The organism is Pseudomonas sp. JH-2, from assembly GCF_036231725.1.
Classification (GTDB): domain Bacteria; phylum Pseudomonadota; class Gammaproteobacteria; order Pseudomonadales; family Pseudomonadaceae; genus Pseudomonas; species Pseudomonas delhiensis.
In genome coordinates, this window is sequence record NZ_JAZAQP010000008.1 from 63116 (window position 1) to 83803 (window position 20688).

A 20688-nucleotide genomic window follows, 5' to 3' on the forward strand; every position below is an offset into this window, starting at 1 on the left:
TTGTGAGTGAGCTGATCCGCGTACCCGACATCGGCAACGGTCAGGGTGAAGTCATCGAACTGCTGGTCAAGGTCGGCGACAAGGTCGAGGCCGACCAGAGCCTGCTGACCCTGGAATCCGACAAGGCCAGCATGGAAATCCCCTCGCCCAAGGCCGGCGTGGTGAAGAGCCTGAAGGTCAAGGTGGGCGACACCCTGAAGGAAGGCGACGAGATCCTCGAGCTGGAAGTCGAGGGTGGTGCAGCCGAGGCTCCGGCCGCGGCGCCCGCCCCGGCCGCCGAAGCCCCCAAGGCCGAGGCCCCGGCCCCGGCCGCCGCACCCGCCCCTGCCGCCGCCCCGGCGGCAGCGGCCAGCGTCCAGGACATCGCCGTCCCGGACATCGGCTCGGCGGGCAAGGCCAACGTCATCGAAGTCATGGTGAAAGCCGGCGACACGGTCGAGGCCGACCAGTCGCTGATCACTCTGGAATCGGACAAGGCCAGCATGGAAATCCCCTCGCCGGCCGCCGGCGTGGTGGAAAGCGTGTCGATCAAGGTCGGTGACGAAGTCGGCACCGGCGACCTGATCCTCAAGCTCAAGGTCGCGGGCGCCGCCGCCCCGGCCGCCGCCGAGCAACCGGCTGCCGCGCCGGCCCCGGCTGCTGCACCGGCCGCTCCGGCTGCCGCAGCGCCGGCCCCTGCCGCCGCCAAGGCAGAAGCCCCGGCCCCGGTGGGCGCGCCCAGCCGCGACGGCGCCAAGGTCCACGCCGGCCCCGCCGTGCGCATGCTGGCCCGCGAGTTCGGCGTCGAGCTGGCCGAAGTGAAGGCGACCGGCCCGAAAGGCCGCATCCTCAAGGAAGACGTGCAACTGTTCGTCAAGGAACAGCTGCAGCGCGCTAAGTCGGCCCCGGCCGGCGGCGCCAGCGGTGGCGCGGGCATCCCGCCGATCCCGGAAGTGGACTTCAGCAAGTTCGGCGAAGTGGAAGAAGTAGCCATGACCCGCCTGATGCAGGTCGGCGCCGCCAACCTGCACCGCAGCTGGCTGAACGTGCCCCACGTCACCCAGTTCGAGTCGGCCGACATCACCGAGGTGGAAGCCTTCCGCATCGCGCAGAAGGCCGCCGCCGAGAAGGCCGGCGTCAAGCTGACCGTGCTGCCGATCCTGCTCAAGGCCTGCGCCCACCTGCTCAGGGAGCTGCCGGACTTCAACAGCTCCCTGGCCCCCAGCGGCAAGGCGCTGATCCGCAAGAAGTACGTGCACATCGGCTTCGCCGTGGACACCCCGGACGGCCTGCTGGTGCCGGTGATCCGCGACGTCGACCGCAAGAGCCTGCTGCAGCTGGCCGCCGAAGCCGCCGAACTGGCGGAAAAGGCGCGCACCAAGAAGCTCTCGGCCGACGCCATGCAGGGTGCCTGCTTCACCATCTCCAGCCTCGGGCACATCGGCGGCACCGGCTTCACGCCGATCGTCAACGCGCCGGAAGTGGCGATCCTGGGAGTGAGCAAGGCTTCCATGCAGCCGGTCTGGGACGGCAAGGCCTTCCAGCCGCGCCTGATGCTGCCGCTGTCGCTGTCCTACGACCACCGGGTGATCAACGGCGCCGCCGCCGCGCGCTTCACCAAGCGCCTGGGCGAGCTGCTCGGCGACATCCGCACCCTGCTGCTGTAACCGCATCGGCCCCCGCCCGGGGGCCGATCGCTTTCCACCAACGGGCACGCCACGCTCGTTCTCTCCAGCCCCGCCGGATGACGGGGCTTTTTTTATTTCCGCCAGCCGCGATAATGGCAAAACGCCATGACGCGTGGCATTCTCCGATCAACGGCACCCCGCACGCGGCTCAAAATCCTCCCGGTCCCGCCGATACAGGCATTGCTTGTCAGACAAAACCGCATCATGCACCCTTGCCTTCGCCCAGCAGAAGTCGGCCGAGGCAAAGTACCTCGCCCAGTATTGGAAAACCGCCGAGCATGAAGAGTCATCCCGATACCGCCAATCGCCCGGCGGTCGAGGCTGTCACCCAGCTCCCCGTCCCTTCGCGGCTGGGGTTGCTGCGCTTCGAGCGGTTGAATGAACCGAGCTGGACCCTGCTGTTCCTCGACCCGGCCTGCGAGCGCGCCTTCGGCGTGCCCGCCGCCGAGCTCTGCGGCCTGCTCGACGCCCCCTACGCCAGCCTGATGGAACCCGAGGCGCGGCACCGCCTGCACGAACAGATCCAGCAGCAACTGGTGGAACATGCCCACTACCAGGTGCGCTACTCCCTGCACACGCCCCGCGGCGTGCTGAACCTGCTGGAAGTCGGCGAGGCCTTCCAGCAGCGCGGCCGCCAGCTGCTCCACGGCTACCTGCTGCAGGACGAGGAAGGCGCCCGCCAGGAAACCCAGGGCGAGTTGGCGGAACAGAACCTGCGACTGCAGATGTCCCTGGAGATGTACCAGCGCTCCCAGGACGAGCACCTGCAGCACCTGGTGCGCTCGCGCGCCCAGCAGAACCTGATCGTGCGCCTGGCGCGGCACCGCTACCAGTCCAGCGACCCGCTGCTGGAGGCCGCGCAGCTGATCGCCCAGGCCGCCAGCGAGGCCTACGACGTGGCCCGCGCCGGCATCTGGCGGCTGACCGACGACGACCACATGGAGCCGCTGGCGGTGTACCGCCGCGACATCGACCAGTTCGAGCTGCCGCGCGGCTTCGACGCCAGCCGCTACCCCAACTACCTGGACGCCATCAACAGCGGCCGCGCCATCGACGCGCACAACGTCCTGCAGGACCCGCGCACCCGCGAGCTGGCCGAGGCCTACCTGCGCCCGCAGGGCATCAGCGCCATGCTCGACGCCACCATCCGCGTCGGCGGCGAGGTGGTCGGCGTGCTCTGCCTGGAGCACATCGGCGAAGTGCGCCTGTGGCAGAGCGACGAGATCGCCTTCGCCGGCGAGCTGGCCGACCAGTACGCCCAGGTCCTGATGAACCACGAGCGGCGCAGCGCCTCCAGCGCCCTGCACCTGTTCCAGCGCGCCGTCGAGCAGAGCGCCAACGCCTTCCTGCTGATCGACCGCGACGGCGTCATCGAGTACGTCAACCCCAGCTTCACCGCCATAACCCAGTACGGCGCCGACGAGGTGCGCGGCCGCCGCCTGGCCGAAGTGCCGGCCCTGGCCAACCTCAGCGAGCTGCTGTTCGACGCGCGCTCCACCCTGGTCAACCAGAACAGCTGGCAGGGCGAGTTCCGCAGCCGGCGCAAGAACCTCGAGCCCTACTGGGGGCAGCTGTCGCTGTCCAAGGTCTACGCCGACGACGGCGAGCTGACCCACTACATCGGCATCTACGAGGACATCACCCAGAGCAAGCTGGCCCAGCAGCACATCGAGAAGCTCGCCTACCGCGACAACCTCACCGGCCTGGCCAACCGGCACTACTTCATCAACGTGCTGGAAGAACGCCTGCGCGCCGGCTCCGGCCCGCCCCTGGGCCTGCTGCTGGTGGACATCGACAACTTCAAGCGGATCAACGACAGCCTCGGCCACCAGACCGGCGACAAACTCCTCGCCAGCCTCGCCCGGCGCCTGCGCAGCAGCCTGGTGGACGGCACCACCCTGGCGCGCTTCGCCAGCAACGAATTCGCCGTGCTGCTGGAGGAATCCAGCCCCGGCCGCGGCGAGCGGGTGGCGGCGCAGATCCTCGACGTGCTCGACAAGCCGCTGTTCGTCGACAACCAGCTGATCAACATCACCGGCTCCATTGGCCTGGCCTACGCGCCGCAGCACGGCCAGGACCCGCAGACGCTGATGAAGAATGCCGGCCTGGCCCTGCACAAGGCCAAAGCCAACGGCAAGCACCAGCTGCAGACCTTCACCGAGGAAATGACCGCCGAGGCCAGCCACAAGCTGTTCGTCGAGAGCAACCTGCGCCGCGCCCTGGTGCAGAACGAGCTGGCGGTGCACTACCAGCCCAAGCTGTGCCTGCGCAGCGGCCAACTGCTCGGCCTGGAGGCGCTGCTGCGCTGGCAGCACCCGGAGAAGGGCATGATCCGCCCGGACCAGTTCATCAGCGTGGCCGAGGAAACCGGGCTGATCATCCCCATCGGCAAGTGGGTGATCCGCGAGGCCTGCCGCATGGGCCGCGAGCTGGCGGAAACCGGCCTGGGCGACCTGAACATCGCCATCAACCTGTCGCCCAAGCAGTTCAGCGACCCCGACCTGGTCGGCTCCATCGCCGCCATCCTCCATGAAGAACAGGTACCGGCCGGGCGCCTGGAACTGGAGCTGACCGAAAGCCTGCTGCTGGACGCCACCGCCGACACCAAGCAGCAGCTGGAACGCCTCAAGCAGCTGGGCCTGACCCTGGCCATGGACGACTTCGGCACCGGCTACTCGTCGCTGAGCTACCTGAAGAAGTTCCCCATCGACGTCATCAAGATCGACCGCAGCTTCATCAAGGACATCCCCGACAACCAGGACGACATGGAAATCACCTCGGCGGTGATCGCCATGGCCCACAACCTCAAGCTGCAGGTGGTCGCCGAAGGCGTCGAGACCGCCGCGCAGCTGGCCTTCCTGCGGCGCAACCGCTGCGACATCGGCCAGGGCTACCTGTTCGACAAGCCGATCCCCGGCGCCCTGCTCGCCAGCAGCCTGCAGCGCTACCCCTGCCGCGGCGACTGAAAAGCCCCACCGCCCGGACAAAGGCTGTAATCTCCAAGGTCTTCGCGCGTCTATCGCCACCCAGGACAAAGGAGACCCACGCCATGACCCTCCGCTCGCAGATACTCGTGCACAAGCAGGAACTGCCCACCCAGGCCCAGGCCCTGCCCGGCCGCGAAGCGCCGATGCCGGTGCCGGAGACCCACTACGTCAACGGCCACCCGCTGTGCCCGCCGTTCCCCGGCGGCCTGCAGCAGATCGTCCTCGGCCTCGGCTGCTTCTGGGGTGCCGAGCGGCGCTTCTGGCAGCAGACGGGGGTGTGGGTCACCGCGGTGGGCTATGCCGGCGGCCTGACGCCCAACCCCACCTACGACGAGGTCTGCTCCGGCCTGACCGGGCACAGCGAGGTGGTGCTGGTGGTGTTCGACCCGCAGCAGACCAGCCTGGAGCAGCTGCTCAAGGTGTTCTGGGAATCCCACGACCCGACCCAGGGCATGCGCCAGGGCGGCGACACCGGCACCCAGTACCGCTCGGCCATCTACTGGTACGACCAGGCGCAGAAGGCCGCGGTGGAAGCCAGCCGCGCGGCCTTCCAGCAGGAACTGAGCGCCAGCGGCTACGGCGAGATCACCACCGAGATCCGCGAGGTGCCGCCGTTCTACTACGCCGAGGCCTACCACCAGCAGTACCTGGCGAAGAACCCCAACGGCTATTGCGGGCTGGGTGGGACCGGGGTGTGCCTGCCGGCGTAGCCGGAGGCTGCAAGCTGCAAGCTGCAAGCTGCAAGCTGCAAGCCCAACATCGTAGGGCGCATAACGCGCCAGCGTTATCCGCCGATTGGCCCTGGCACCAGGGCGCCAGGAGAGACCCGACCAACGGCGTATAACCGCGAACGGTTATACGCCCTACGCCCTGGATGCTCTTGCTTGAGGCTTAAAGCTTGCCGCTTGCAGCTTCTTCGATCAGCCAATCCAGCCGCCAGCCGCCCTCGCTCTGCGCCAGCACCTCGGCCAGCCAGGGCAGCAGCTCGCGCAGTTCGTCCTCCAGCGGCCACGGCGGGTTGGCGATGGCCAGGCCGGAGCCGTTGAGGCGGTCGGCGCTGTCCGCCGGGTGCACCAGCAGCTCCACGCGCAGCAGCTTGGGCGCCTTGCTGCGTTCCAGGCCCTGGTAGAAGCGCTTGAGCTGGCGTTCGTCCTTGATCGGGTACCAGATCGCCACCACCGTCTGGCGCATGCGCCCGATGGCCTCTTCCAGGGCGATGACGCAGCGTTCCAGTTCGTCGGCCTCCTCGAAGGGCGGGTCGATCAGCAGCACGCCGCGCTTCTCCTGCACCGGCAGCAGCGCCCGCGGCAGCAGCCAGCCGTCGTTCTGGTGCACGGCGATGCGCCGCTCGCCGCCCATGTTGGCCTTGAGCAGGCGGCCGTCCTCCGGGTGCAGCTCGTTCAGGTGCACGCGGTCCTGGGAACGCGTCAGGCGCCGCGCCAGCTCGGGCGAGCCGGGGTAGTACTGCAGTTCGCCGTCGGGGTTCAGCGCGCGCACCACTTCCATGTAGTCCGCCGCCAGTTCCGGCACTTCGTCGAGCTGCCACAGGCGGCCGATGCCCGCTTCCCACTCGCCGGTGCGGCTGGCCTCGTCGCCCTGCAGGTCGTACAGGCCGATGCCGGAATGGCTGTCGAGGAAGGCGAAGGGCGTGTCCTTGCGTACCATCAGGGCGAAGATCCGCGACAGGACCAGGTGCTTGAGGACATCGGCGTGGTTGCCGGCGTGGTAGGCGTGACGGTAGTTCATGGACGGCAGACTCCTTGGGGGCGTGCAGTTTAGCTGCACCGGCATTGTTTTAGGCCTTTATCACGCTCGTCGATGTTGCTGTGCCCGCTTCATTCACCAGACTAGACTGCGGCCATTCCCCTGGAGGCCGACCATGTCCGAGACCCTGCTCAGCTCCCGCAACCTCGCCTTCGAGCTCTACGAAGTGCTCGACGCCGAGGCCCTGACCCAACGCGAACGTTTCGCCGAGCACAACCGCGAGACCTTCGACGCCGCCCTGGCCACCGCCCGCGGCATCGCCGAGGAACTCTTCGCCCCGCACAACCGCAAGAACGACGAGCACGAGCCGCAGTACGTGGACGGCGCCGCGGTGCTGATCCCCGAGGTCAAGCCGGCGGTGGACGCCTTCAACGAAGCCGGCTTCCAGAATGCCTCGCGCAGCTTCGAACAGGGTGGCATGCAATTGCCCCACCTGCTCTCGCGGGCCTGCTTCGCGCACTTCCAGTCGGCCAACATCGCCACCTCGTCCTACCCGATGCTGAGCATGGGCTCCAGCCACCTGATCGAGTCCTTCGGCAACGACGAGCAGAAGCGCCTGTTCCTGCAGCCGATGATCGAAGGCCGCTTCTTCGGCACCATGGCCCTGACCGAGCCCCACGCCGGCTCCTCCCTGGCCGACATCCGCACCCGCGCCGAACCCCATGCCGACGGCAGCTACCGGATCAAGGGCAACAAGATCTTCATCTCCGGCGGCGACCACCCGCTTTCGGAAAACATAGTCCACATGGTGCTGGCCAAGCTGCCGGATGCGCCGCCCGGAGTGAAGGGCATCTCGCTGTTCATCGTGCCCAAGTTCCTGGTGAACCCGGACGGCAGCCTCGGCAAGCGCAACGACGTGGCCCTGGCCGGGCTGTTCCACAAGATGGGCTGGCGCGGCACCACCTCCACCGCGCTGAACTTCGGCGACAACGGCGACTGCGTCGGCTACCTGGTGGGCAAGCCGCACCACGGCCTGGCCTACATGTTCCAGATGATGAACGAGGCGCGCATCGGCGTCGGCATGGGCGCCATCATGCTCGGCTACGCCGGCTACCTGTACTCCCTGGAATACGCCCGCGAGCGCCCCCAGGGCCGCCCGGTGGACGCCAAGGACCCGACCTCGGCGCAGGTGTCGATCATCGGGCACGCCGACGTCAAGCGCATGCTGCTGACGCAGAAGGCCTACGTCGAGGGCGCCTTCGACCTCGGCCTGTACGCCGCGCGCCTGGTGGACGACTGCGAGACGCTGCCCACCGAGGATGCGCGCAAGCAGGCCCACGAGCTGCTCGACCTGCTCACCCCGATCGTCAAGTCCTGGCCCTCGGAGTTCTGCCTGAAGGCCAACGAACTGGCCATCCAGATCCTCGGCGGCCACGGCTACACTCGCGAATACCCGGTGGAGCAGTACTACCGCGACAACCGCCTCAACCCCATCCACGAGGGCACCCACGGCATCCAGTCGCTGGACCTGCTGGGCCGCAAGCTGGCGCAGAACGGCGGCGCGGGCCTCAAGCAGCTGACCCGCCTGATCCACCAGGCCTGCGAGCGCGCCCGGGCGTACCCGTCGCTGGACACCCTGCGCCAGCCGCTGGAACAACTGCTGGCGCGCCTGTCGGAGGTGACCCTGGCGCTGCTCGGCGACCTGATGCAGGGCAAGGTGGCCCAGGGCCTGGCCAACTCGGCGCTGTACCTGAAGGTGTTCGGCCACACCATCATCGGCTGGCGCTGGCTGGAACAGGCGATCCGCGCCGAGGAAGGCCTGGCATCGATCCATAACGGCGTGAGCAACGCCGCCGACGAGGACTTCTACCGCGGCAAGCTGCAGGCCGCGCGCTACTTCCTGACCTGGGAAGTACCGTCCTGCCACCACGAGCTGGCCCTGCTGGAGGCCCGCGACGATACCTGTTCGAGCATGCGGGACGCCTGGTTCTAGTCCCCATGTACCTTCGGGCCCCGGTCACGTCCGGGGCTTTTTTTTTATGGGCCAAACCCTGGCGGCAGGCTGCCTTTCGTAGGAGCGAGCTTGCTCGCGAACGGAGTATCCCGGTTGCAACGGTGTGCCGGGTTGGGCTCCGCCCCTCTCCCCAACCCTCTCCCTGAAGGGAGAGGGGGCCGATCGGCATGCGCGGGAAGCCAGGTGTCATCCTGGAACCTTCGGCGGTTCGCGAGCAAGCTCGCTCCAACAGGGGGATCCGGCATCGGTGAAAGGCCCCCTGAAAGCTCGCTGAAAGACGCCGCAATTAGCCTTTGACAGCCTTGCAAATCCGCAGGTTAGAATCCCTTGGCATGCGGCCTGCATCCGTTCCGTCAGCGCCGCCACTCCCCCTCGCCCCGCCAGGAGCCACGACACCTTGGATGCCGTCTCGATCAACACCTATTTCCTGGTCGGTGCGGTGCTGGTGGGCATGAGCATCCTGGTCAGCTCGCTGTCCTCGCGCCTGGGCATCCCGATCCTGGTCATCTTCCTCGCCGTGGGCATGGTCGCCGGCACCGACGGGCCCGGCGGCATCGGCTTCTCCAACTACCCCATGGCCTACCTGGTGGGCAACCTGGCGCTGGCGGTGATCCTCCTCGACGGCGGCCTGCGCACCCGCGTGGCGAGCTTCCGCGTGGCGCTCTGGCCGGCGCTGTCGCTGGCCACGGTGGGGGTGCTGATCACCGCCGGGCTCACCGGCGTAGCCGCCGCCTGGCTGTTCAAGCTGAGCTGGATGGAGGGCCTGCTGATCGGCGCCATCGTCGGCTCCACCGACGCCGCGGCGGTGTTCTCGCTGCTCGGCGGCAAGGGCCTGAACGAGCGGGTCACCGCCAGCCTGGAGATCGAGTCGGGCAGCAACGACCCCATGGCGGTATTCCTCACCGTCACCCTGATCGACATGCTCGCCCACGGCCAGAGCGAGCTGAGCTGGAGCTTCTTCGCCCACTTCCTGCGCGAGTTCGGCATCGGCGCCGTGCTCGGCCTGGGCGGCGGCTGGCTGCTGCTGCAGGTGATCAACCGCATGCAGTTGGCCAGCGGCCTCTACCCGCTGCTGGCGATCAGCGGCGGCCTGCTGATCTTCGCCCTGGCCAACGCCGTGCACGGCAGCGGCATCCTGGCCATCTACCTGTGCGGCCTGGTGCTGGGCAACCAGCCGATCCGCTCGCGCCACGGCATCCTGCACATGCTCGACGGCATGGCCTGGCTGGCGCAGATCGGCATGTTCCTGGTCCTCGGCCTGCTGGTCACGCCCCACGACCTCTGGCCCATCGCCCTGCCAGCCCTGGGCCTGGCGCTGTGGATGATCCTCTTCGCCCGGCCGCTGTCGGTGCTGGTGGGCCTGGCGCCGTTCCGCGCCTTCCATGGCCGCGAGAAGGCCTTCATCGCCTGGGTCGGCCTGCGCGGCGCGGTGCCGATCATCCTCGCGGTGTTCCCGCTGATGGCCGGCCTGCCCAATGCCCAGCTGTTCTTCAACGTGGCCTTCTTCATCGTGCTGATCTCGCTGCTGGTGCAGGGCACCAGCCTGCCCTGGGCGGCCAAGCTGCTGCGCGTGGTGGTGCCGCCGGACCCGGCGCCGATCTCCCGCGCCGGCCTGGAAGTGCACCCGACCAGCGAATGGGAGCTGTTCGTCTACCACCTGAGCAAGGAAAAGTGGTGCATAGGCGCGGCCCTGCGCGAGCTGAAGATGCCCGAGGGCACCCGCATCGCCGCGCTGTTCCGCGGCACCCAGCTGCTGCACCCCTCCGGCAGCACCATCCTCGAGGCCGACGACATCCTCTGCGTGATCGGCCACGAGCACGACCTGTCGGCCCTCGGCAAGCTGTTCAGCCAGGCCCCGGACCGCGGCCTGGGCGCGCGCTTCTTCGGCGACTTCGTGCTGGAGGGCGACGCCCAGCTCTCCGCGGTGGCCTCGCTCTACGGCCTCAAGCTCGACGGCGTCGACGGCGAGCAGAACCTCGGCCGCTTCATCGCCCAGCAGATCGGCGGCCAGGCGATCATCGGCGACCAGGTGGAGTGGAACGGCCTGACCTGGACCGTGGCCGCCCTGGACGGGAACAAGATCCGCAAGGTGGGGGTCAAATTCCCCGAAGGTCGCCCGGGCCCCGGGCTGTTCCTCTGAACCTGCCGAACGCCTGGCGGCGCCGCGCCCTCTTGCTGGCGCCGCCGGGCACACCTACCCTCACTGCAACTTATCGATAGCCGCCCGCGACCATGCCATTCCCGCTGCGCAACCTGCTCGCCGCCGTCCTGCTCGGCGGCTGCCTCGCCGTGCTCCCCGTGCACGCCGAGGACACCAACCAGCCACCGTCCGCCGACGCCGTCCAGCAGAGCCTCGACGGCCTGGCCGATCGCAAGCTCGCCGACGCCGATGCCAAGGTCACCAAGGCCAGCCTGGAGCGCACCCTCAAGCTGCTCGGCGCCCGCGACGACAGCGAGAAGCAACTGGCCGAGCTCAAGGCCAGCCTGGCCGACGCCCCCCGGCAGATCCTGGAGAACCAGCGCAGCCTGGCGCGCCTGAAGGGCAGCAGCGAGAAGCCGGCGGCCCAGCGCTACGCCGGGGAGAACGTCAGCCGCCTGGAAATGCTGCTCAACGACCGCTCCACCCAGCTGGCCGACTGGCAGAAGCAGCTGACCGACGCGAAGAGCCAGTACATCACCGCGCAGACCCGCCCGGAACGCGCCCAGTCCGATATCAGCAGCGCCCAGTCGCGCCTGCTGGAGATCGGCAACATCCTCAAGGCCGGCAAGGAGACCGGCAAGACGCTGGCCCCCGAGCGGCGCAACGAGCTGCTCGCCGAACAGGCCGCGCTCAACGCGCAGATCCAGCTGCTGCGCCAGCAGCTGGCCGGCAACAACCTGCTGCAGGACCTGGCCAGCAGCCAGCAGGACCTGCTCGGCGAACAGGTGGCCCGCGCCGAGCGCGAGACCCTCGAACTGCAGACCATGATCAGCGGCATGCGCCGCGAGCAGTCGGAGAAGACCGTCGCCGAACTGGCCCGCGACGGCAGCCAGGGCGCCGGCAGCGACAGCCTGCTGAGCCAGGAGAGCGCCGAGAACCTGCGCCTGTCCGACTACCTGCTGCGCACCACCGACCGCCTCAACGAGCTGACCCGCCGCAACCTCGAGGCCAAGCAGCACCTGGACAGCCTGACCCAGCTCGACCAGACCCTCGACCAGCAGATCAACGTGCTGCGCGGCAGCCTGCTGCTGTCCAAGGTGCTCTACCAGCAGAAGCAGTCGCTGCCGAAGATCAAGACCGACCAGGAGCTGGCCGACGAGATCGCCGACCTGCGCCTGTACCAGTTCGAGCTGAACCAGAAGCGCGACGAACTGGCCAACCCGCAGCTGTACATCGACAACCTGCTCGCCCAGCAGCCCCAGGAAGCCGTCACCGCGCAGCTGCGCAAGGACCTGGCGAACCTGGTGGACACCCGCGGCGAGCTGATGGAGCGCCTCAACCACGAGCTCAACGCGGTGCTCAACGAGGCCATCACCCTGCAGCTGAACCAGAAGCAGCTCAAGGACACCAGCGACAATCTGCGCGCCACCCTCGACGAGCAGATGTTCTGGATCCCCAGCAACCGCCCGCTGGACCTGTCCTGGTTCAAGATGACCCCGGTGCTGCTGCAGCACCAGCTCTCCGAGGTGCCCTGGGGCTCGGCGGTGGTCGAGGTGGGCGAGGGCCTGGTGGACCGCCCGCTGCTGTTCCTGCCGCTGCTGCTGCTGATCGCCGGGCTGCTGTGGAAGCGCCGCTACCTCTACGACAAGCTCGCCTCGATCAACGACGACATCGGCCACTTCAAGCGCGACAGCCAGGCGCACACCCCGCTGGCCCTGCTGCTGGCGGTGCTGCTGGCGCTGCCCGGGACCCTGACCCTGGCCATCGCCGGCCTGGCCCTGATGCTCGACGCCCGCGGGCAGAACGCCACCCTGGGCGCCGCGCTGCTGCAGATGGCCGAGGTCTGGCTGGTGTTCTACACCGCGCACCGCATCCTCAGCCCCGGCGGCATCGCCGAGCGGCACTTCCACTGGAGCCAGGCCCAGGTGCGCTTCAGCAGCAAGCTGATCCGCCGCCTCGGCGTGGTGGTGATGGCCCTGGCCGCGGTGGTCACCGTGGCCGAGCGCCAGCCCGGCAGCCTGGCCGACGACGTGATCGGCATCGCCGTGGTGCTCACCGGCTTCGCGGTGATGACCTGGCTGATGGCGCGCATGCTCTTCGCCAGCCCCAGCACCAGCCGGCCGTCGGCGGTGAAGATGATCGTCGGCGCGCTCTTCACCGCGCTGCCGGTGCTGCTCTTCGTCGCCGTCTGCTTTGGCTACTACTACACCGCCCTGCGCCTGAGCGACCGGCTGATCGACACCCTGTTCCTGCTGATGGTCTGGGTGGTGATCGAGGCTACCTTCGTCCGCGGCCTCAGCGTGGCGGCGCGGCGCCTGGCCTACCAGCGCGCCCAGGCCAAGCGGCAGAACCCGCCGAAGGAAGGCGTCGACGGCGGCGAGACCGCGGAAGAACCGACCCTGGGCATCGAGCAGATCAACGAGCAGTCCCTGCGCCTGATCCGCCTGGGCCTGCTGATCGGCTTCGTGGTGGCGCTGTACTGGGTGTGGGCCGACCTGATCAGCGTCGCCGCCTACCTGGACAACGTCACCCTCTACCAGTACACCGGCGGCACCGGCGACAGCGCCACCAACCTGCCGATCAGCCTCGGCGACGTGCTCATGGCGCTGGTCATCGCCGCGGTGACCATGGCCCTGGCGCGCAACCTGCCGGGCCTGCTGGAAGTGCTGGTGCTGCAGCGCCTGACCCTGGCCCAGGGCAGTGCCTACGCCATCACCACCCTGCTGTCATACGCCATCAGCGGCGTCGGCATCGTCAGCGCGCTGTCCACCCTGGGGGTGAGCTGGGACAAGCTGCAGTGGCTGGTGGCGGCCCTCTCGGTGGGCCTGGGCTTCGGCCTGCAGGCGATCTTCTCCAACTTCGTCTCCGGCCTGATCATCCTCTTCGAGCGCCCGGTGCGCATCGGCGACACCGTGACCATCGGCAACCTGTCCGGCACCGTCAGCCGCATCCGCATCCGCGCCACCACCATCACCGACTTCGACCGCAAGGAAATCATCGTCCCCAACCAGACCTTCATCACCGGGCAACTGATCAACTGGTCGCTGAGCGACACCGTGACCCGCGTGACCATCAAGATCGGCCTGGCCTACGAGAGCGACCTGGCCCTGGCGCGCAAGCTCATGCTCGAGGCCGCGCGGGCCAACCCGAGGGTGCTCACCGACCCGGCGCCATCGCTGTACTTCCTGGCCATCAGTGCCAGCACCTTCGACTACGAGCTGCGCTTCCACGTGCGCGAGCTGGGCGACCGCAACCCGGCGGTGGACGAACTGCTCACCGCCATCGCCCTGAGCTTCCGCGAGCACGGCGTGGACATGGCCTTCAACCAGTTGGACGTGTTCGTCAAGAACGGCGAGGGCAAGGAAATCCACCTGGCGCAGAACGTCACCCAGCTGCCCCTGGCGCTGCCCGGGGCGCCGGTGAAGGACCAGGAGCCGCCGCTGCCGCCCGGCAGCAAGCCCTGAGTCTGGACGGCTCCGGACAAGTCCGAGCACAATGCTCGGACTTACCGGAGCCCGCCTTGTGACTGTGAAAAAGCTCGACGAACTGACCTTCGACAACCGCTTCGCCCGCCTGGGCGACGCCTTCTCCACCGAAGTCCTGCCCGACCCCATCGCCGAGCCGCGCCTGGTGGTGGCCAGCCCTGCAGCGATGGCGCTGCTCGACCTCGACCCGGCGGTGGCCGGGGAGCCGGTGTTCGCCGAGATCTTCGCCGGGCACAAGCTGTGGTCCGAGGCCGAGCCGCGGGCCATGGTCTACTCCGGCCACCAGTTCGGCGCCTACAACCCGCGCCTGGGCGACGGCCGCGGCCTGCTGCTGGGCGAGGTGGTCAACGACGCCGGCGAGCACTGGGACCTGCACCTGAAAGGCGCCGGGCAGACGCCCTACTCGCGCATGGGCGACGGCCGCGCGGTGCTGCGCAGCTCCATCCGCGAATTCCTCGCCAGCGAATACCTGCACGCCCTGGGCATCCCCACCAGCCGCGCGCTCTGCGTCACCGGCTCGGCCACCCCGGTGTGGCGCGAGCAGAAGGAAAGCGCCGCCATGCTGCTGCGCCTGGCCCCCAGCCACGTGCGCTTCGGCCACTTCGAGTACTTCTACTACACCCAGCAGCACGACAAGCTGAAGGAACTGGGCGAGTTCGTCCTGGCCAACCACTTCCCCGACTGCCTGGCGCAGGAGCGGCCCTATGCCGCGTTCTTCCGCGAAGTGGTGGAAAGCAACGCCGAGCTCATCGCCCACTGGCAGGCCTACGGCTTCTGCCACGGGGTGATGAACACCGACAACATGTCGATCCTCGGCATCACCTTCGACTACGGCCCCTACGCCTTCCTCGACGACTTCGACGCCAGGCACATCTGCAACCACTCCGACGACGCCGGGCGCTACAGCTTCAACAACCAGGTGCCCATCGCCCACTGGAACCTGGCGGCCCTGGCCCAGGCGCTGACGCCTTTCGTCGAGGTGGACGAGCTGCGCGAGGCCCTTGGCCTGTTCCTGCCGCTGTACCAGGCCCACTACCTGGACCTGATGCGGCGCCGCCTGGGTTTCACCACGGCCGAGGACGGCGACCTGGAGCTGCTGCAGCGCCTGCTGCAGGCCATGCAGAGCGGCGCGGTGGACTACAGCCTGTTCTTCCGCCGGCTCGGCGAGCAGGCGCCGGAGGCGTCGCTGGCGGTGGTCCGCGAGGACTTCGTCGACCTCGCCGGCTTCGACGCCTGGGCCGCCGACTACCGCGCCCGCGCCGAACGCGAGGGCGGCAGCCAGGATGAACGCCGCGCCCGCATGCACGCGGTGAACCCGCTGTACGTGCTGCGCAACTACCTGGCCCAGGAAGCCATCGCCGCCGCGGAACAGGGCGACTACTCGGTGGTGCGCGAGCTGCATGAAACCCTCAGCCGGCCCTTCGAGGAACAGCCCGGGCGCGAGGCCTTCACCCGCCGCCCGCCGGACTGGGGCCGCCACCTGGAGATCAGCTGTTCCTCCTGAGCGGTTATAAGCTCAGCGAAAAGCGATCTAGCGGCGCCCGCCGGGCATTGCTCCGGGTCATTGACCGCGGGCGGGGCCGCTCGCATCCTCGGGCCTTTCTGCCCACCAAGGATGCACGCACGATGAAACTGGAAACCCTGGCCATCCACGCCGGCTACAGCCCCGACCCGACCACCAAGGCGGTGGCCGTGCCGATCTACCAGACCACCTCCTACGCCTTCGACGACACCCAGCACGGCGCCGACCTGTTCGACCTCAAGGTGGCCGGCAACATCTACACGCGCATCATGAACCCCACCAACGACGTGCTGGAGCAGCGCGTCGCCGCCCTGGAAGGCGGCGTGGGCGCGCTGGCCGTGGCCTCGGGCATGGCCGCCATCACCTACGCCATCCAGACCCTGGCCGAGGCCGGCGACAACATCGTCTCGGTGGCCAAGCTCTACGGCGGCACCTACAACCTGCTGGCCCACACCCTGCCGCGCTTCGGCATCCAGACGCGCTTCGCCCCCCACGACGACGTGGCCGCCCTGGAAGCGCTGATCGACGAGCGCACCAAGGCGGTGTTCTGCGAGTCCATCGGCAACCCGGCGGGCAACATCGTCGACCTCCAGGCCCTGGCCGACGCCGCGCACCGCCACGGCGTGCCGCTGATCGTCGACAACACCGTGGCCACGCCCATCCTCTGCCGCCCCTTCGAGCACGGCGCGGACATCGTGGTGCACTCGCTGACCAAGTACATCGGCGGCCACGGCACCAGCATCGGCGGCATCGTGGTCGACTCCGGCAAGTTCCCCTGGGCGCAGCACAAGGACCGCTTCCCGCTGCTCAATACCCCGGACCCGTCCTACCACGGCGTGACCTATACCGAGGCCTTCGGCCCGGCCGCGTTCATCGGCCGCTGCCGCGTGGTGCCGCTGCGCAACACCGGCGCGGCGCTGTCACCGTTCAACGCCTTCCTCATCCTCCAGGGCCTGGAGACCCTCGCCCTGCGCATGGAGCGCCACTGCGAGAACGCCCTGAAGGTCGCCCACTACCTGGAGCAGCACCCGCAGGTGGCCTGGGTGAAGTACGCCGGCCTGCCGGAGCACCCCGAGCACGCCCTGGCCAGGCGCTACATGGACGGCAAGCCGGCCTCGATCCTGTCCTTCGGCATCCAGGGCGGCGCCGAGGCCGGCGCGCGCTTCATCGACGCGCTGAAGCTGGTGGTGCGCCTGGTCAACATCGGCGACGCCAAGTCCCTGGCCTGCCACCCGGCCAGCACCACCCACCGCCAGCTCAACGCCGAGGAACTGGCCCGCGCCGGAGTGAGCCAGGACATGGTGCGGCTGTCCATCGGCATCGAGCACAGCGACGACATCATCGCCGACCTCGAACAGGCCCTGGCCGCCGCCGCGGCTTGATATCCGCCGGGCGCGGCTCCAGATTGGGGAAATCACCCGCTGGAGCCGCGCCATGTCCGACCCCCTGCTGATTCCCTGCCCGCATTGCGGCGGGCTCAACCGCCTGCCGGCCGCGCGCCTGGGCGACCACCCGCGCTGCGGCCGCTGCAAGGGCGATGTGCTGCCGGGCAAACCCTTCGCCGTCGACGAGGCCGGCTTCGCTGCCCAGCTCAAGGGCGATCTGCCGCTGCTGCTGGACGTCTGGGCCGACTGGTGCGGGCCGTGCAAGGCCTTCGCGCCGACCTTCGAGCAGGCCGCCGCGCGCCTGGCCGGGCGCTGCCGCCTGGCCAAGCTGGACAGCGAGGCCAACCAGCGCCTGGCCGGTCAGCTGGGCATCCGTTCCATCCCCAGCCTGATCCTGTTCAAGGGCGGCCGCGAAGTGGCGCGCCAGAGCGGCGCCCTGCCGCTGCCGCAACTGCTCGACTGGCTGGCCCGGCAGGGCCTGTGAGGCACCGCGACCGCTTCGGTCAGCGCGCCTGAGCGAAGCGGTCATTGCCCGCCACGGCAGGGCGGCTAGGCTTGCCTGAACAACACAAGAAACGGAGCCGCCCGATGTCCTTTCCCGTCGAATTCGTCCGCCAGATGACCGAAGAGCACATCGCCTTCGTCAAGCGCTGCGGACTCAAGGCCGAAATCCTCGAACGCGGCCACGTGCGCCTGTGCATGCCGCTGCACGGCAACGAGAACCACCTGGGCAACATGTACGCCGGCGCGCTCTTCACCCTCGCCGAGCTGCCCGGCGGCGTCATCACCCTGACCAGCTTCGACAGCCACCGCTTCTACCCCATCGTCAAGGAAGCCGGCCTGCGCTTCCGCCGCCCGGCGGCCAGCGACGTGCGGGTGGAGGCGCGCCTGGACGAGGCCGAGCTCCAGCGCATCGCCGAGGAAGCCACGCTCAACGGCAAGGCCGAGTACGTGCTGGAACTGCAACTCAAGGACATCCACGGCGAGGTAGTGGCCGAGAGCCGCGCCGTCTATCAGCTGCGCAGCCGTTGATCCGCGGCCCTTGCGCTGCGTCAACATGGGCGCGCGCAGCTGGGCCAGAGTGGTGGGACCGCCGGAGGATCCCACCATGCCCAAGCACATCCTGGTCGCCCACGACCTCAGCGTCGAAGCCGACGTCGCCGTGCGCCGCGCCGCGCAACTGGCCGCCGAACACGGCGCCCGCGTCAGCCTGCTGCACGTCATCGAACAACCCCTGGGCGCACCGCTGCTGGCCAAGGCCCGGCAGAGCGCCGTCGCCGCGCTGCAGGACAGCGCCCGCAGCGCGGGCCTGGCGGATTACCAGCCGCTGGTCGCCGAGGGCCGCCCGGCCAGCGTGATAGCCGCCACGGCGGCGGAGCTGCAGGCGGACCTGCTGGTCACCGGCACCCACCGCCAGGCGCTGGTGGAACGTTTCGACGGCACCACCCTGGAGCAGATCCTGCGCTGCAGCCGGGTGCCCGCGCTGCTGGTGGCCGACGCGCAGCTACGCCCCTACCGGCGGGCGCTCAGCGCCCTGGACTTCTCCGTCGGCGCCTGCCACGCCTGGCGCAGCGCCTGCGCCTGGCTGGCACCGGGCGGCGAACTGCTGGCCCTGCATGCCTACGACGCCGGCAACGACCCCGCACGGCTGCGCGAGCGCCTGGACGAGCAGCGCGAACTGCTGGAGCAACTGATGCACGACGAGGGCCAGCAGGTGGGCGGCCCGCTGCCGCAGCTGGAGTGCCGGGTGAGTTCGATGGGGGTTCGCGAGGCGCTGGACCACAGCCTCGCCGACTGGCAGCCGCAGCTGCTGGTGCTTGGCAGCCGCGGCCGCGGCGCGCTGCAGCAGGCCCTGCTGGGCAGCACGGCGCGCTACTACCTGCGCCGGCCGCCTTGCGATTTGCTGGTTAGTGCTTGAAGAGCGGCTTCAGGCGGCAGGCGGCAGGCGGCGGGTGTCAGGCTTCGAGGAGGCCGTGCAGTTCGACGAACTGTTGCGTCAGTTTGTGGCGGGGGTCCAGGTAGATCAGCGGGGTGCAGGCCTGGTGGGATTCGCGCATTTTCACTGAGCTCATCAGGTAGACGGGCAGCACCGGCATTTCCTCTTCCACCAGTTCGTCGAGCAGTTGCTGCGGCAGGCTGGCGCGCGGCTGGAACTGGTTGACCACTATGCCTTCCACCTCCAGATCCTCGTTATGGTCTTCCTTCAGCTCCTCGATCTCGCGCAGCAGGCCGTACAGCGCCTGGCGGGAGAAGCTGTCGCAATCGAAGGGGATCAGGCAGCGGTCGGCGGCGATCAGCGCGGAAACGGTGTAGAAGTTCAGCGCCGGCGGGGTGTCCAGGTAGATGCGGTCGTAGTCCTCGGCCAGCTCGTCGAGCAGTTTGCGCAGCTTGTTGATCTTGTGCTTGGCCTCGAGCTTGGGCTGCAGGTCGGCCAGCTCGGCGGTGGCGGTGACCACGTGGAGGTTGTCGAACGGCGTCTCGTAGATGTCCACCTTGCCCTTGCGGGCGAAGGGGCCGCTGGCCAGCGTCTGCTTGAAGAAGTCGGCGATGCCCATGGGCACGTCCTCGCCGGTCAGGCCGGTGAGGTAGTGGGTGGAGTTGCCCTGGGCGTCCAGGTCCACCAGCAGCGTGCGGTAGCCCTCGGCGGCGCTCACGGCGGCCAGGTTGCAGGCAATGCTCGACTTGCCGACCCCGCCCTTCTGATTGAAAACCACGCGACGCATGAGCACCCCTCCAAGCCGTTCAAGTGACACCGGATTCTATGCAATGCCCATGACGAGGGCGAGCACTTGCGCATGCCGCCGGGCGGCTAGGCCGCCGCGCCGCGGGTGACCAGCTCGATGAAGGCGAGCGCCGCCGGCGAGCTTTCGCTGCGCCGCCGCACCAGCCACACCGAACTGGTCGCGCCGGGGTCCAGCAGGGTGCGGTAGACCACCCCGTCCACCCGCGTGCGGCGGAACGAGCCGGGCAGCATGGACACGCCCAGGCCCGCCGCCACCAGGCCGATGATGGTCATGGCCTCGCCGGCCTCCTGGCTGATGCGCGGGGTGAAGCCGGCCTGCCGCGCCAGCGCCTGCAACTGGTCGTAGAGGCCGGTGCCGTAGCTGCGCGGGAAGAACACGAAGGGCTCGTCGGCCAGCGCCGCCAGCTCCAGGCCTTCCAGCGATTCGCGGGCCAGCGGGTGGTCGGCGCGCAGCACCGCCACCAGCGGCTCGCTGAACAGCTCCACCGCCTCCAGCGAGGCCGGCAGCTGGAAGGAGCGGATCACCCCGACCTGCAGGCGCTCTTCCTGCAGCGCCTCGACGATCTGCCGGCTGCTCATCTCCTGCAGGTCCAGGTGCACCTCGGGGTAGGCCTGGCGGAAGGCGTGGATGCTGCGCGGGATGGCCGAGGTGAAGGGCGCCGAGGCGGTGAAGCCGATGCGCAGCTCGCCCAGTTCGCCCTGGTGCGCACGGCGCGCCAGCAGCACCGCGCGGTCGACCTGGGCGAGCACCTGGCGGGCTTCGTCGAGGAACAGCCGGCCCGCCTCGGTCAGCGCCACCCGGCGGTTGGTGCGCTCCAGCAGGCGCGCGCCTATCTCCGCCTCCAGCGCCTGGATCTGCTGGCTCAGCGGCGGCTGGGAGATGCCCAGGGCCTCGGCGGCGCGGCCGAAATGCAGTTCTTCGGCGACGGCGATGAAGTAACGCAGGTGGCGCAGCTCCATGGGGCACCTCAATGATTCGAATTACATATCAAATGTGTCGATCAATATATTGGAAATAATAAAAGCCCTTCCCTATCCTTG

General features: G+C 68.8%; 14 protein-coding genes. 11 read left to right on the forward strand and 3 right to left on the reverse strand.

Translation table 11 applies throughout. The annotated features are described in order from the left end of the window. Positions 1-2 precede the first annotated feature (2 nt). The 3 genes from aceF to msrA all read left to right on the forward strand — a co-directional run bounded on the left by aceF (position 3) and on the right by msrA (position 5364). Positions 3-1646 carry a dihydrolipoyllysine-residue acetyltransferase gene (gene aceF, locus VV867_RS07885; RefSeq protein WP_328566053.1) on the forward strand — a complete coding sequence of 548 codons (1644 nt, stop codon included), beginning with the start codon at positions 3-5 and terminating at the stop codon, positions 1644-1646. A gap of 299 nt (positions 1647-1945) precedes the next feature. Next, entirely contained in the window at positions 1946-4633 is a 2688-nt protein-coding gene (locus VV867_RS07890) for a putative bifunctional diguanylate cyclase/phosphodiesterase (protein WP_328566054.1), read from the forward strand. Between the two features lie 83 nt (positions 4634-4716). Beyond that, positions 4717-5364 (forward strand): peptide-methionine (S)-S-oxide reductase MsrA, encoded by a 648-nt coding sequence (gene msrA, locus VV867_RS07895; protein ID WP_109934121.1) that lies wholly within the window; start codon positions 4717-4719, stop codon positions 5362-5364. 181 nt (positions 5365-5545) lie between these two features. Here msrA and VV867_RS07900 read toward each other — a convergent pair whose 3' ends face one another. Continuing rightward, the gene (locus VV867_RS07900) at positions 5546-6400 is read right to left on the reverse strand and encodes a 23S rRNA (adenine(2030)-N(6))-methyltransferase RlmJ (RefSeq protein WP_109934122.1); all 855 of its coding nucleotides are present in this window, start codon (positions 6398-6400) and stop codon (positions 5546-5548) included. A 133-nt stretch (positions 6401-6533) separates the two neighbouring features. Between VV867_RS07900 and VV867_RS07905 the strand changes: the two genes are divergently transcribed. The 8 genes from VV867_RS07905 to VV867_RS07940 all read left to right on the forward strand — a co-directional run bounded on the left by VV867_RS07905 (position 6534) and on the right by VV867_RS07940 (position 18822). Next, on the forward strand, positions 6534-8351 hold the full coding sequence (locus VV867_RS07905; RefSeq protein ID WP_109934123.1) for an acyl-CoA dehydrogenase: 1818 nt from the start codon (positions 6534-6536) through the stop codon (positions 8349-8351). 418 nt (positions 8352-8769) lie between these two features. Continuing rightward, positions 8770-10512, forward strand: a complete 1743-nt coding sequence (locus VV867_RS07910) for a potassium/proton antiporter (protein ID WP_109934124.1) — start codon at positions 8770-8772, stop codon at positions 10510-10512. 92 nt (positions 10513-10604) lie between these two features. Continuing rightward, positions 10605-13976, forward strand: coding sequence for a mechanosensitive channel MscK (mscK, locus tag VV867_RS07915; protein ID WP_328566055.1), 3372 nt, complete (start codon positions 10605-10607; stop codon positions 13974-13976). Between the two features lie 64 nt (positions 13977-14040). Beyond that, a complete protein-coding gene (gene selO, locus VV867_RS07920; RefSeq protein ID WP_328566084.1) occupies positions 14041-15501 on the forward strand; it encodes a protein adenylyltransferase SelO in 1461 nt (486 codons plus the stop codon). Between the two features lie 122 nt (positions 15502-15623). Then, positions 15624-16901, forward strand: a complete 1278-nt coding sequence (locus VV867_RS07925; RefSeq protein ID WP_089389923.1) for a bifunctional O-acetylhomoserine aminocarboxypropyltransferase/cysteine synthase — start codon at positions 15624-15626, stop codon at positions 16899-16901. 52 nt (positions 16902-16953) lie between these two features. After that, positions 16954-17388, forward strand: coding sequence for a thioredoxin TrxC (trxC, locus tag VV867_RS07930; RefSeq protein ID WP_089389922.1), 435 nt, complete (start codon positions 16954-16956; stop codon positions 17386-17388). Between the two features lie 104 nt (positions 17389-17492). Then, positions 17493-17936 carry a PaaI family thioesterase gene (locus VV867_RS07935; RefSeq protein WP_089389921.1) on the forward strand — a complete coding sequence of 148 codons (444 nt, stop codon included), beginning with the start codon at positions 17493-17495 and terminating at the stop codon, positions 17934-17936. 76 nt (positions 17937-18012) lie between these two features. Continuing rightward, a complete protein-coding gene (locus VV867_RS07940) occupies positions 18013-18822 on the forward strand; it encodes a universal stress protein (RefSeq protein WP_275628378.1) in 810 nt (269 codons plus the stop codon). Positions 18823-18859: 37 nt separating this feature from the next. Here VV867_RS07940 and VV867_RS07945 read toward each other — a convergent pair whose 3' ends face one another. Together VV867_RS07945 and VV867_RS07950 are read right to left on the reverse strand one after the other, a co-directional pair. Beyond that, complete coding sequence (locus VV867_RS07945; protein WP_089389919.1) at positions 18860-19627, reverse strand: ParA family protein; 768 nt, start codon at positions 19625-19627, stop codon at positions 18860-18862. A gap of 86 nt (positions 19628-19713) precedes the next feature. After that, positions 19714-20607 (reverse strand): LysR family transcriptional regulator, encoded by an 894-nt coding sequence (locus VV867_RS07950; RefSeq protein ID WP_328566056.1) that lies wholly within the window; start codon positions 20605-20607, stop codon positions 19714-19716. Positions 20608-20688 lie beyond the last annotated feature (81 nt).